The sequence below is a fragment of the Bacillus cereus genome (genome assembly GCF_015071065.1).
Classification (GTDB): Bacteria; Bacillota; Bacilli; order Bacillales; family Bacillaceae_G; genus Bacillus_A; species Bacillus_A cereus_BA.
This window is the reverse complement of record NZ_VOVA01000001.1, coordinates 700,916-713,553: the sequence shown is the minus strand read 5'-3', so window position 1 is coordinate 713,553 and position 12,638 is coordinate 700,916. Positions and strand designations below refer to the sequence as shown.

Below are 12,638 nucleotides of genomic sequence, written 5' to 3'. Positions count from 1 at the left end.
ATAGAGTTAGGAGATTATTAATGTCCGAAAATATTCGAAAAGATATTCGAGAGAAAATACAAAATGGTAATTTTAATTGTGAAAAGGAATTGACGCTTTCTATTATTAGTGGGAAGTGGAAAGTTGTGATATTGTGGCACCTCGGTGTGGAAGGGCCTCATCGTTTTAGTGAATTACAGCGACTATTCCCGAGCATTTCTCATAAAGTGTTGTCGAATCAATTAAAAGAGTTGATGGAGGATGGGATTATTAATCGAACAGTATACCCGGAAATCCCTCCGCGAGTTGAGTACTATATGACGGAATTAGGTATGTCGCTTTTGCCAATCGTTGAAATGATGTATGATTGGGGGAAAATGCGAATGGAACAAATTCGTAACACGTTATAAAAGTAAAGGACCCTCCGGAGCTCGGAGGTTTTCTTTTTAGAAAGGTAGGAGTTATATTTGGTACAAGCTGCATATATTCATATTCCATTTTGTCAGCATATTTGTCACTATTGTGATTTTAATAAAGTATTTATTGAACGCCAGCCGGTTGATCAATATTTAGAGTATTTAGAGAAGGAAATAATAAACACGGTTCAAAAAGTGCCGTTTGATAGTATGAAAACGATTTTTGTTGGCGGGGGAACTCCGACAGCGTTAAATATGGAACAGACAAAAAAGCTACTCGATATTATTAATCGTCGTTTACGTCCGTTTGCTCCGAATTGCGAACTAACATTTGAAGCGAATCCAGGAGATTTACCGAAAGAGAAGTTAAACTTATTGTTAGAAGGTGGAGTGAACAGAATTAGTTTTGGTGTACAAACGTTTCGTGATGAACTGCTTGAGAAAATTGGACGCAAGCATACGAGGGAAGATGCGTTTGTAGCAATTCGAGAAGCACAGGAAGTAGGTTTTAAAAATATTAATGTAGATATTATTTATTCTTTGCCAGGACAGACGATAGAAGATGTGAAGGAAACATTAGACATTGCTTTTACGCTTGGTGTACAACATTTCTCGGCATATTCATTAATTGTGGAACCGAAAACAGTGTTTTATAACTTAATGAATAAAGGGAAATTGCGTCTTCCAGGTGAAGACAATGAAGCGAGAATGTACGAAATGGTAATGGATGAAATGGAGAAACATGGTTATAACCAGTATGAAATTAGTAATTTCTCAAAAGGTGACAATAAAAGTAGACATAATCTCACATACTGGAATAATGAAGAGTATTATGGGTTTGGAGCTGGAGCGCATAGTTATGTAAATGGAGAGCGTATCCAAAATGTAGGACCACTCAAGCGATATTTCACGAAAATTGATGAAACAGGATTTCCTTATTTAGATGTTCATGAAGTGACTGAGAAGGAAAAAATGGAAGAAGAGTTGTTTTTAGGACTTCGAAAAACAAAAGGTGTGTCTAAAATAGCGTTCCAAAAGAAATTCAACATGGAGATGGATCAAGTTTTCGCGAAGCAGTTACAAAGCAATCAAGAACAAGGATTGCTTGAAGAGAGAGCTAGATATGTGCGTTTAACACGAAAAGGAAAATTATTAGGGAATGAAGTGTTCCAGTCATTTTTGATTGACTAATTAAATGTTCCATAAACGTGAAAATTTTTCATTATTTCGTGACGTTTCCGTTGACAATTGAATGTCAATTTTGGTAAGTTATTAATAGATTTAGCACTCGAAGACAAAGAGTGCTAACAGAGGTGATGATGAGATGCTTACGGAACGTCAGCTCTTAATTTTACAAACAATTATTGATGACTTTATTGGATCAGCGCAACCAGTTGGGTCGAGGACGTTGGCTAAGAAAGATGAAATTACGTTTAGTTCAGCTACTATTCGAAATGAAATGGCTGATTTAGAGGAACTAGGATTTATTGAAAAAACGCATAGTTCTTCTGGGCGTGTTCCTTCTGAAAAAGGGTATCGTTTTTATGTAGACCATCTTTTAGCGCCACAAAACTTACCGACTGATGAAATTGTACAAATTAAAGATTTATTTGCTGAAAGAATTTTTGAAGCAGAAAAAATTGCACAACAATCAGCTCAAATTTTATCAGAGCTTACGAATTATACGGCCATTGTTCTTGGTCCGAAATTGAGCACAAATAAACTTAAAAATGTACAAATTGTACCGCTTGATTGTCAAACAGCAGTCGCTATTATTGTAACAGATACAGGGCATGTGCAAAGTAAAACGATTACCGTTCCGGAATCTGTTGATTTATCAGATTTAGAAAAAATGGTTAATATTTTAAATGAAAAGCTATCTGGTATACCTATGGCAGAACTTCATAATAAAATCTTTAAAGAGATTGTTACAGTCTTGCGTGGGTATGTTCATAATTACGATAGTGCAATAAAAATGTTAGATGGTACATTTCAAGTTCCTTTATCGGAAAAGATATACTTTGGAGGAAAAGCAAATATGCTTTCGCAGCCAGAGTTCCATGACATTCAAAAAGTAAGATCCTTGCTGACGATGATTGATAACGAAGCTGAGTTTTATGATATTTTGCGTCATAAACAAGTAGGTATTCAAGTGAAAATTGGCAGGGAAAATTCTTCGATAGCTATGGAAGATTGTAGTTTAATTTCTGCAACGTATTCGATTGGAGAAGAGCAACTTGGAACAATTGCGATTTTAGGTCCAACGAGAATGCAATACTCTCGTGTAATTAGTTTGTTGCAGTTATTTACAAGGCAATTTACTGATGGACTTAAAAAATAAATGAGAGTAATACATTCGCTCAAGTGATGGAAATTTCATTGCTGTGTGTAATATATAATGCTTAGGTAATCGTGCTAAGCGTGATACCTAATACCTTTTAAGGAGGTGAAAATTGTGGAAGAGCGTAACGAACAAGTGGTAGAAGAAGTGAAAGAAGCACAAGTTGAAGAAGCTGTCACGCCAAACAACAGTGAAGAAGCTGTAGAAGAAAAAAGTGAAGCTGCTCTTTTACAAGAAAAAGTAGATGAGTTACAAGCGAAACTAACGGAAACGGAAGGTCGCACACTACGTCTACAAGCTGATTTTGAAAATCATAAGCGCCGCGTTCAAATGGAGAAACAGGCAGCTGAAAAATATAGAGCACAAAGTCTTGTGTCAGATATTCTGCCAGCTCTTGATAATTTTGAAAGAGCAATGCAAGTGGAAGCAACTGATGATCAAATGAAGTCCTTATTACAAGGTATGGAAATGGTGCATCGTCAATTGTTAGAAGCGCTGACTAAAGAAGGTGTTGAAGCGATTGAAGCTGTTGGTAAACAGTTCGATCCTCATGAGCACCAAGCTGTTATGCAAGTAGAAGACAGTGAGTTTGAATCAAACGCGGTTGTGGAGGAATTCCAAAAAGGTTATAAACTAAAAGACCGTGTGATTCGCCCATCAATGGTAAAAGTAAATCAATAATTTACATAAATGTAGGAGGATTCGCTATGAGTAAAATTATCGGTATTGACTTAGGTACAACAAACTCTTGTGTAGCTGTTATGGAAGGTGGAGAACCAAAGGTTATCCCAAATCCAGAAGGAAACCGTACAACACCTTCTGTTGTAGCTTTCAAAAATGAAGAACGTCAAGTTGGGGAAGTTGCGAAACGTCAAGCAATTACAAACCCAAATACAATCATGTCTGTTAAACGTCATATGGGTACAGACTATAAAGTAGAAGTTGAAGGTAAAGATTATACACCTCAAGAAATTTCTGCAATCATTTTACAAAACTTAAAAGCTTCTGCTGAAGCGTACTTAGGTGAAACAGTGACGAAAGCTGTTATTACAGTACCTGCATACTTCAACGATGCAGAGCGTCAAGCAACGAAAGATGCTGGTCGTATCGCTGGTTTAGAAGTAGAGCGTATCATTAACGAACCAACAGCAGCGGCACTTGCTTACGGTTTAGAAAAACAAGATGAAGAACAAAAAATTCTAGTATATGACTTAGGTGGCGGTACATTTGACGTATCTATCCTTGAGTTAGCAGATGGAACATTTGAAGTTATTTCAACTGCTGGTGACAACCGTCTTGGTGGAGATGACTTTGACCAAGTTATCATCGATCATTTAGTAGCTGAATTCAAAAAAGAAAATAGCATTGATTTAAGCCAAGATAAAATGGCACTTCAACGTCTGAAAGATGCAGCTGAAAAAGCGAAGAAAGATCTTTCTGGTGTAACACAAACACAAATTTCATTACCATTCATTAGTGCTGGAGCTGCTGGTCCATTACACTTAGAATTAACGTTAACAAGAGCTAAATTCGAAGAAATTTCAGCTGGTCTTGTTGAAAGAACGTTAGAGCCAACTCGTCGTGCATTAAAAGACGCTGGTTTTTCTCCAAGCGAATTAGATAAAGTTATCCTTGTTGGTGGTTCTACTCGTATCCCAGCTGTACAAGAAGCAATTAAACGTGAAACTGGTAAAGAACCATACAAAGGTGTAAACCCAGATGAAGTTGTAGCATTAGGTGCTGCAGTTCAAGGTGGCGTACTTACTGGTGATGTAGAGGGCGTTCTATTATTAGACGTAACTCCACTTTCTTTAGGTATCGAAACTATGGGTGGTGTGTTCACGAAATTAATCGAGCGTAACACTACAATTCCAACAAGTAAGTCACAAGTATTCTCAACAGCTGCTGATAACCAACCAGCGGTAGACATTCACGTACTACAAGGTGAGCGTCCAATGTCAGCTGACAACAAAACATTAGGCCGTTTCCAATTAACAGACCTTCCGCCAGCACCACGTGGAATTCCACAAATCGAAGTAACATTCGATATTGATGCAAACGGTATCGTTAACGTACGTGCAAAAGACTTAGGAACAAGCAAAGAGCAAACTATTACAATCCAATCTTCTTCAGGTCTTTCTGATGAAGAAGTAGATCGTATGGTACAAGAAGCTGAAGCAAATGCTGACGCTGACCAAAAACGTAAGGAAGAAGTTGAACTTCGTAACGAAGCTGACCAACTTGTATTCCAAACAGACAAAGTTGTAAAAGATTTAGAAGGTAAAGTAGATGCAGCTGAAGTAGCGAAAGCAACGGAAGCGAAAGAAGCATTACAAGCGGCAATCGAGAAAAACGAACTTGAAGAAATCCGTGTGAAAAAAGATGCTCTTCAAGAAATCGTACAACAATTAACTGTTAAATTATACGAGCAAGCTCAAGCGGCTGCAGGGCAAGCAGAAGGTGCGCAAGGAGCACAAGACGCTGGCGCGAAAAAAGATAATGTAGTAGACGCTGAGTTTGAAGAAGTAAAAGAAGACAAGTAATACAGTGAAATAAAATAAGTAAGATGACAAAAAGTCAAAGTCAAGCGTGCCTTGACTTTGGCTTTTTTCACGAATAAGAAGAAATGTGTGAGGATCTTAATTTTTTCATTTTGCATACTGTAAGTGAGGAAACTTTGTTGCAAAGCACTTTCTTTCGGTGTTAAAATTACGTTTATGTGAAAGATTCGGGGGTTGCAAATTTATGAATAAACGAGACTATTATGAGGTCCTTGGACTTAGCAAGGGCGCTTCTAAAGATGAAATAAAAAAAGCGTATCGTCGTTTGGCTAAAAAGTACCATCCAGACGTAAGTAAAGAAGAAAATGCAATTGAAAAGTTTAAAGAAGTACAAGAAGCATACGAAGTATTGAGCGATGATCAAAATCGTGCGCAGTACGATCAATTTGGTCATGCTGGTGCAAATCAAGGCTTCGGTGGCGGAGGAGACTTCGGCGGTGGCTTCGGTTTCGAAGATATCTTTAGTTCGTTCTTTGGTGGTGGCGGCCGACGTCGTGATCCAAATGCTCCGCGCCAAGGTGCTGATTTACAATATCAAGTTACTTTAGAGTTTGAAGAAGCTATTTTTGGTAAAGAATTAAACGTTGAGATTCCAGTGGAGGATCCATGTGATACTTGTAAGGGTAGTGGAGCAAAACCAGGGACTTCAAAAGAAACATGTAAACATTGTTCAGGATCAGGGCAAGTAAGTGTAGAACAAAATACACCATTTGGGCGTATTGTAAACCGTCAAGCTTGTGGACATTGTTCAGGAACAGGTCAAATGATTAAAGAGAAATGTACGACATGCCATGGTTCTGGTAAAGTTCGTAAACGTAAAAAAATCAATGTCAAAATTCCAGCGGGTATCGATAATGGTCAACAAATTCGTGTATCTGGAAAAGGTGAAGCAGGCGTAAATGGCGGACCGGCAGGTGACTTATATGTTGTTGTTCATGTGAGAAGTCATGAATTCTTTGAGCGTGAAGGGGATCACATTATTTGCGAAATGCCATTAACATTTGCGCAAATGGCACTTGGTGCGGAAGTAGAAGTTCCTACCGTTCATGGCAAAGTAAAGCTGAAAATTCCAGCAGGAACACAAACAGGAACCGAATTCCGCTTAAAAGGAAAAGGTGCTCCGAACGTACGTGGATATGGTCAAGGAGATCAATATGTAGTCGTTCGTGTTGTTGTGCCGACGAAATTAACTTCACATCAAAAAGATTTGTTGCGTGAATTTGCAGGGCAAGAAGAGCAGGATGATAGCTTATTCGGAAAGCTTAAACGTGCTTTCAAAGGGGAATAATGGAAATAAAAAATGGAGTTGGTAAATTGTGAAATGGTCAGAAATTAGTATTCATACAACAGAAGAAGCAGTAGAAGCTGTCTCTCATATTTTGCATGAAGCAGGCGCTAGCGGGGTTGCGATTGAGGACCCAGCGGAATTGACGAAAGAGCGCGAGCAACAATACGGTGAGATTTATGCACTTAACCCAGATGAATATCCAAGTGAGGGCGTTTTGGTAAAAGCATATTTCCCACAAACGGATTCTTTACAGGAAACGGTTGCAGGTGTAAAATCATCTATTGATGCACTACCATCTTTCGACATCGAAATTGGTACAGGAAATATTACAATTAATGAAGTCGATGAGGAAGATTGGGCTACTGCTTGGAAGAAGTATTATCATCCAGTTCAAATTTCTGATACATTCACAATTGTGCCGACGTGGGAAGAGTATACACCGTCTTCTCCAGATGAAAAAATTATTGAATTAGATCCAGGTATGGCGTTTGGTACAGGGACACATCCAACAACGACGATGTGTATTCGTGCGTTAGAAAAAACGGTTCAGCCAGGTGATACTGTGATCGATGTAGGGACAGGTTCGGGGGTACTTAGTATTGCAGCAGCAAAATTAGGTGCGGCTTCTGTTCAAGCGTATGATCTAGACCCAGTTGCAGTTGAAAGTGCAGAAATGAATGTGCGCTTAAATAAAACAGATGACATTGTCAATGTTGGACAGAATAGTCTATTAGAAGGTATTGAAGGTCCAGTTGATTTAATCGTAGCGAATTTACTAGCGGAAATTATTCTTCTATTCCCTGAAGACGCGGCGAGAGTTGTGAAGCCAGGTGGATTATTTATTACATCTGGTATTATTGGGGCGAAAGAAAAAGTAATTTCTGAAGCGTTAGAAAAAGCTGGATTTACAATTGAAGAAGTGCTTCGAATGGAAGATTGGGTAGCAATTATTGCACGAAATGCGTAATATAGATTTTAGTCTATAAAGAACAGGGGGAGTCTCTCACCGTATAAGGTGAGGGACTTGCCGTTTGTTATATGAAAATGATAACGTTTCGTTCTTTTCGTAAGTCAACACTTACGAAAAGAACGAAACTCTACTAAGGTGATTATATGCAACGTTATTTTGTAGAAGAGAAATATGTAAATGAGACAAGTATGCGCATAATGGGTGATGATGTCCATCACATCGCAAGAGTGATGCGTATGTCAGCTGGTGACCACATTTATTGCTGTGTAAATGGTAAAACAGCAGAGTGTTCAATTGCTGAAATTACCAGTGAATTTGTGGATACCACTATTGTAGAATGGGTAGAGGCGTCAAGCGAACTTCCTGTGTTCGTGACGATTGCAAGTGGACTGCCGAAAGGAGACAAGCTAGAGTTAATTTTTCAAAAAGGAACTGAGCTTGGGGCGGCTGCATTTTTACCATTTCAAGCATCTCGATCTATTGTAAAGTGGGATGCGAAAAAAGCAGATAAAAAAGTTGAGCGTTTGAAAAAAATTGTAAAAGAAGCTGCGGAACAATCGCATAGAAGTGAAATTCCAGAAGTACACGTGCCCTCATCGTTTAAACAATTGCTGTCGATGAGTAGCGAGTATGATGTTTGTCTTGTTGCGTATGAAGAAGAAGCGAAACAAGGTGAGAAATCTAATTTTGCGAAAGCTTTAGCGACGATTAAACCAGGTCAAAAGCTGTTAATTGTATTTGGACCAGAAGGTGGTTTAGCGGAGGAAGAGATTACTGCACTTCGTGAACATAAATTTGTACCATGTAGTTTAGGACCAAGAATTTTAAGAACAGAAACGGCGCCGCTTTATGCGTTAAGTGCCGCTTCGTATCATTTTGAGTTGATGGGGTGATAATCAATGGCAACTGTTGCGTTCCACACGTTGGGTTGTAAAGTAAACCACTATGAAACAGAAGCGATTTGGCAATTGTTTAAACAAGGTGGTTATGAAAGAACTGAATATGAAAAGAAATCTGATGTATATGTTATTAACACATGTACAGTAACAAATACTGGAGATAAAAAAAGCCGTCAAGTAATTAGACGTGCTGTACGTCAAAATCCAGATGCGGTAATTTGTGTAACTGGATGTTATGCACAAACATCTCCAGCAGAAATTATGGCAATTCCAGGTGTAGATATTGTTGTTGGTACGCAAGATCGTGAGAAGATGTTAGGATACATCGAAGAATTCCGTACAGAGCGTCAACCAATTAATGCTGTCCGCAATATTATGAAAACACGCGTATATGAAGAGCTGGATGTACCATATTTCACGGACCGTACACGTGCATCTTTAAAAATACAAGAAGGTTGCAATAACTTCTGTACATTTTGCATCATTCCTTGGGCGCGTGGTTTAATGCGTTCTCGTGATGGAAAAGAAGTTATTAAACAAGCGCAGCAATTAGTAGATGCGGGATATAAAGAAATCGTATTAACAGGTATTCATACAGGTGGGTACGGTGAAGATATAAAAGAGTATAACTTAGCTGGATTACTGCGCGATATGGAAGCGGAAGTAGGCGGATTGAAACGTCTTCGTATTTCTTCTATTGAGGCGAGTCAAATTTCTGATGAAGTAATTGAAGTGTTAGATAAATCAGAAGTAGTTGTACGTCACTTGCATATTCCATTGCAGTCAGGATCTAATACTGTATTGAAACGTATGCGCCGTAAGTATACGATGGAATTTTTCCAAGAGCGTTTAGATCGTCTGAAAGAAGCGTTACCAGGTCTTGCGATTACATCAGACGTAATTGTTGGATTCCCAGGTGAAACAGAAGAAGAATTCATGGAAACGTACAATTTCATTAAAGAGAATCGTTTCTCTGAATTACACGTTTTCCCTTATTCAAAACGTACAGGTACCCCAGCAGCACGTATGGAAGATCAAGTTCCTGAAGACGTGAAGAACGATCGTGTTCATCGTCTAATTGAGCTATCTAATCAATTAGCGAAAGAGTATGCTTCTGGATTTGAAGGTGAAGTACTTGAAATCATTCCGGAAGAGACATTTAAAGATGGTGACCGTGAAGGTTTATATGTAGGTTATACAGATAACTACTTGAAAATTGTGTTTGAAGGATCTGAAGAATTGATTGGTAAGCTAGTAAAAGTGAAAATTACAAAAGCTGGTTATCCATATAACGAAGCGCAGTTTGTTCGTGTTCTTGAAGATGATGTGAAAAAAGAATCAGCAAGCGCATAATAAAAAGCATGCAAACGACAAGGGTTTGCATGCTTTTTTCGTTCATGGAGAAGTTAGGTATTGAAAGAAGATGCAGTGGGTTGTTCGTTAAATGAGTGATTTTTGAGCGTATCCTTGTATAAAAAAGATCCAGTGATAAAAATATATTTATTTTTAGGGGAAGAGATAACGGCTATCAACATAGTTTTGAAAAAGGAAGAGCATCAATTCTTCTTTTATTCTGCCAAATAGTTGACCTGAAGTGATAAAATGTATTATAATCGTAAAAGACATGCTGAAGAAGTGTTTCTTTTTGCATGCTGAAGTTAGTATGTAAGTGTGATGTTTCGGAGGGAGGGAAAGAGAATGTCAAAAACAGTCGTTCGTAAAAACGAGTCTTTGGAGGATGCACTTCGCCGTTTTAAAAGATCGGTTTCTAAAACTGGTACACTTGCTGAAGCAAGAAAGCGCGAGTTTTATGAAAAGCCAAGTGTAAAACGTAAGAAGAAATCTGAAGCGGCAAGAAAGCGTAAGTTCTAAGAGAGGGTGTAAGTTATGAGTCTTCTCGGTCGTTTAAACGATGATATGAAACAAGCGATGAAGAATAAACAAAAAGAAAAATTAACCGTTATTCGTATGGTTAAGGCTGCTTTACAAAATGAAGGTATTAAACTGCAACATACTCTTACTGAAGAAGAGGAATTAACAGTTTTAGCTCGTGAAGTAAAACAGTATAAGGACTCCCTCCTTGAATTTAAAAAAGCTGGTCGTGAAGACCTTGTTGATAAACTGCAAAGTGAAATTCAGATTTTAAGCGCATATTTGCCGGAGCAATTAACAGAAGAAGAACTAGCGGATATAATTAAGCAAGTTATTTCTGAAGTTGGTGCTACATCTAAAGCAGATATGGGTAAAGTGATGACTGCTGTTATGCCGAAAGTAAAAGGTAAAACAGACGGATCACTTGTGAATAAGCTGGTTATCCAGCTATTAGCATAAAAAAGCGTCTCATTTCGTATGAGACGTTTTTTTATGCTTTTTTCAGTTTGGACGTGATATTACAAGCTCTTTTTTCATACATATGGGATGAGAGGGGGTCTTTTGAGATGAAAAAATTAGAACAAATGAAGAATTGGTTAACGAAGCAAATAGACCTGCCAGTGGATGTGTTAATGGATCTACCTCGGATCACGCTTGTTGGGCAAGTACATATCTATATAGAAAATCATCGAGGATTATTAGTGTTTTCAGATAAAGAGGTAAGATTGCTATTGAAACATGGTCAATTATTAATTAAAGGTCAATCCTTTGTTATTAAAACAATCCTTCCAGAAGAACTGTTGCTTGAAGGGATTATTGAACAAGTGACGTTTTTAGAAAATGAAAAGAAAGAGGAGTGAGGAGAAACTTCCGTTTGTGAAGTTTTTCTTCGTTATCTGTATTAACGGGTGGTAACGTTCTGGCCTCAATATTCGGTTCGTACAAAGAGGATAGGTGGGAAGTGAGTTCCACGTAAAAAAACTGGCTGGTGAAGGTTAATAATTAGTGAGGATCAAGGAATCTGCTAATTAAAATTTTAGTACGAGCTAGTTTGATAATCGAATTGAAAAGTAGTGTAGCTACTTTTAGAAAGGTAGTGGAGATAGTCGATGAAAAATAAATGGTTTATAAAATGGCTTGGGTATGTAAAGGTGCGAATTGAAGGTAGAGGAGCGGAACGCTTTGTTAACGAGTGTGTGCGGAGGGAATTACTCGTTTGGGATGTAAAGAAGATAGCTGATGAAACGTTAGTTTTTTGTATGTTATTACGAGATGTGAAAAAGATAAAACCAATTTATAGAAAAAATGAATGTAAATTATATTTTATTGGGCGTTACGGTTTTCCGTTTTGGAATAAGCGTGTAATTAAAAATAGTGGATTTTTAATTGGGTTTTTAATATTTTTTTTCGGAATGATCGCATTGTCAAATATGGTGTGGAAAATTGAAATTACAGGAGCAAAACCTGAAACAGAATATATATTGATGAAAGAATTGGACAAAATGGGTATAAAAAAAGGGAAATTACAGTTCCAAATGCCGAGTGTAGAAGATGTTCAACGTCATTTGACAGACAATATTAATGCGATTACTTGGGCGGGATTAGAAATAAGAGGGACAACATATCATTTTAAGATTGTTGAAAAAAATGAACCGAAAAAAGAAAGTGAACAACAGCCACAAAACTTAGTAGCAAAAAAAGAAGGGATTATTACAAAAACATTTGTGGAAGTTGGGAAGCCCGTTGTCATGAAAAATGACCATGTAGAAAAGGGGCAACTTCTCGTATCGGGGATGTATGGTAATGAGGAGAATCCGACAGTTGTTTCGGCTAAAGGGATTGTATATGGGGAAACGTGGTACAAATCTGAGGTGGATGTTCCGTTAAAGACACAATTTCAAGTGTATACTGGTAATTCATACAATGAATATTTCCTTAAATTTGGGAGTGCTAAAATAAAAGTATGGGGATTTCAACAGGATAAGTATAAGCGCTCTCGTACTGAAAGTGCAAAACATGATGTGAAATTATTTGGATTTACATTACCAATTGCATACGAGAAAGATATTGTACGAGAAGAGGAAGAAGCGAACCGAGAATATACCGAAAAACAAGCAATGAAAGTAGCGAAAGAGATGGCAGAAAAAGAACTGAAGAAAAAATTGGATGAACATGCTATGATTGTAAGTGATAACATTTTGAGTAAAGAGGTTGAGGCGGATCACCTAAAGGTCACATTACATTATACAGTGATTGAAAATATTGCAGAGCCACAACCAATATCTGAATCCGATATTCAAGGAGACTGAGTG

Annotated in this window: 13 protein-coding genes; all 13 read left to right on the top strand. The window is 37.8% G+C overall.

Annotated features, from left to right (window positions below):
* Positions 1-20 precede the first annotated feature (20 nt).
* The 13 genes from FT637_RS03750 (at position 21) to yqfD (ending at position 12,635) form a co-directional block, all read left to right on the top strand.
* Entirely contained in the window at positions 21-389 is a 369-nt protein-coding gene (locus tag FT637_RS03750; protein ID WP_193645171.1) for a winged helix-turn-helix transcriptional regulator, read from the top strand.
* Between the two features lie 57 nt (positions 390-446).
* Positions 447-1,586: a radical SAM family heme chaperone HemW gene (hemW, locus tag FT637_RS03745; protein WP_193645170.1), complete on the top strand. Its 1,140-nt coding sequence runs from the start codon at positions 447-449 to the stop codon at positions 1,584-1,586.
* Positions 1,587-1,719: 133 nt separating this feature from the next.
* Positions 1,720-2,736 carry a heat-inducible transcriptional repressor HrcA gene (gene hrcA, locus FT637_RS03740; protein WP_193645169.1) on the top strand — a complete coding sequence of 339 codons (1,017 nt, stop codon included), beginning with the start codon at positions 1,720-1,722 and terminating at the stop codon, positions 2,734-2,736.
* 114 nt (positions 2,737-2,850) lie between these two features.
* Positions 2,851-3,417: a nucleotide exchange factor GrpE gene (gene grpE, locus FT637_RS03735; protein ID WP_193645168.1), complete on the top strand. Its 567-nt coding sequence runs from the start codon at positions 2,851-2,853 to the stop codon at positions 3,415-3,417.
* Positions 3,418-3,443: 26 nt separating this feature from the next.
* Positions 3,444-5,279 (top strand): chaperone protein DnaK, encoded by a 1,836-nt coding sequence (gene dnaK, locus FT637_RS03730; protein ID WP_193645167.1) that lies wholly within the window; start codon positions 3,444-3,446, stop codon positions 5,277-5,279.
* A gap of 202 nt (positions 5,280-5,481) precedes the next feature.
* Complete coding sequence (gene dnaJ, locus FT637_RS03725) at positions 5,482-6,585, top strand: chaperone protein DnaJ (RefSeq protein WP_193645166.1); 1,104 nt, start codon at positions 5,482-5,484, stop codon at positions 6,583-6,585.
* A gap of 28 nt (positions 6,586-6,613) precedes the next feature.
* Entirely contained in the window at positions 6,614-7,552 is a 939-nt protein-coding gene (gene prmA, locus FT637_RS03720; protein ID WP_193645165.1) for a 50S ribosomal protein L11 methyltransferase, read from the top strand.
* Positions 7,553-7,698: 146 nt separating this feature from the next.
* Positions 7,699-8,448 carry a 16S rRNA (uracil(1498)-N(3))-methyltransferase gene (locus tag FT637_RS03715; RefSeq protein WP_193645164.1) on the top strand — a complete coding sequence of 250 codons (750 nt, stop codon included), beginning with the start codon at positions 7,699-7,701 and terminating at the stop codon, positions 8,446-8,448.
* Between the two features lie 6 nt (positions 8,449-8,454).
* Entirely contained in the window at positions 8,455-9,807 is a 1,353-nt protein-coding gene (mtaB, locus tag FT637_RS03710) for a tRNA (N(6)-L-threonylcarbamoyladenosine(37)-C(2))-methylthiotransferase MtaB (protein ID WP_193645163.1), read from the top strand.
* A 345-nt stretch (positions 9,808-10,152) separates the two neighbouring features.
* Positions 10,153-10,326, top strand: a complete 174-nt coding sequence (rpsU, locus tag FT637_RS03705) for a 30S ribosomal protein S21 (RefSeq protein ID WP_000048061.1) — start codon at positions 10,153-10,155, stop codon at positions 10,324-10,326.
* Positions 10,327-10,341: 15 nt separating this feature from the next.
* Positions 10,342-10,785, top strand: coding sequence for a GatB/YqeY domain-containing protein (locus FT637_RS03700; protein ID WP_000054578.1), 444 nt, complete (start codon positions 10,342-10,344; stop codon positions 10,783-10,785).
* A 107-nt stretch (positions 10,786-10,892) separates the two neighbouring features.
* Entirely contained in the window at positions 10,893-11,186 is a 294-nt protein-coding gene (gene yqfC / locus FT637_RS03695; protein WP_002088680.1) for a sporulation protein YqfC, read from the top strand.
* Positions 11,187-11,435: 249 nt separating this feature from the next.
* Positions 11,436-12,635, top strand: a complete 1,200-nt coding sequence (yqfD, locus tag FT637_RS03690) for a sporulation protein YqfD (RefSeq protein ID WP_193645162.1) — start codon at positions 11,436-11,438, stop codon at positions 12,633-12,635.
* Positions 12,636-12,638: the final 3 nt, after the last annotated feature.

Bases quoted from the DNA above. Each gene is read 5' to 3' on its own strand.
- FT637_RS03750 (WP_193645171.1), top strand. From the start codon at position 21: ATGTCCGAAAATATTCGAAAAGATATTCGAGAGAAAATACAAAATGGT.
- hrcA (WP_193645169.1), top strand. From the start codon at position 1,720: ATGCTTACGGAACGTCAGCTCTTAATTTTACAAACAATTATTGATGAC.
- dnaK (WP_193645167.1), top strand. From the start codon at position 3,444: ATGAGTAAAATTATCGGTATTGACTTAGGTACAACAAACTCTTGTGTA.
- dnaJ (WP_193645166.1), top strand. From the start codon at position 5,482: ATGAATAAACGAGACTATTATGAGGTCCTTGGACTTAGCAAGGGCGCT.
- FT637_RS03715 (WP_193645164.1), top strand. From the start codon at position 7,699: ATGCAACGTTATTTTGTAGAAGAGAAATATGTAAATGAGACAAGTATG.
- mtaB (WP_193645163.1), top strand. From the start codon at position 8,455: ATGGCAACTGTTGCGTTCCACACGTTGGGTTGTAAAGTAAACCACTAT.
- rpsU (WP_000048061.1), top strand. From the start codon at position 10,153: ATGTCAAAAACAGTCGTTCGTAAAAACGAGTCTTTGGAGGATGCACTT.
- FT637_RS03700 (WP_000054578.1), top strand. From the start codon at position 10,342: ATGAGTCTTCTCGGTCGTTTAAACGATGATATGAAACAAGCGATGAAG.
- yqfC (WP_002088680.1), top strand. From the start codon at position 10,893: ATGAAAAAATTAGAACAAATGAAGAATTGGTTAACGAAGCAAATAGAC.
- yqfD (WP_193645162.1), top strand. From the start codon at position 11,436: ATGAAAAATAAATGGTTTATAAAATGGCTTGGGTATGTAAAGGTGCGA.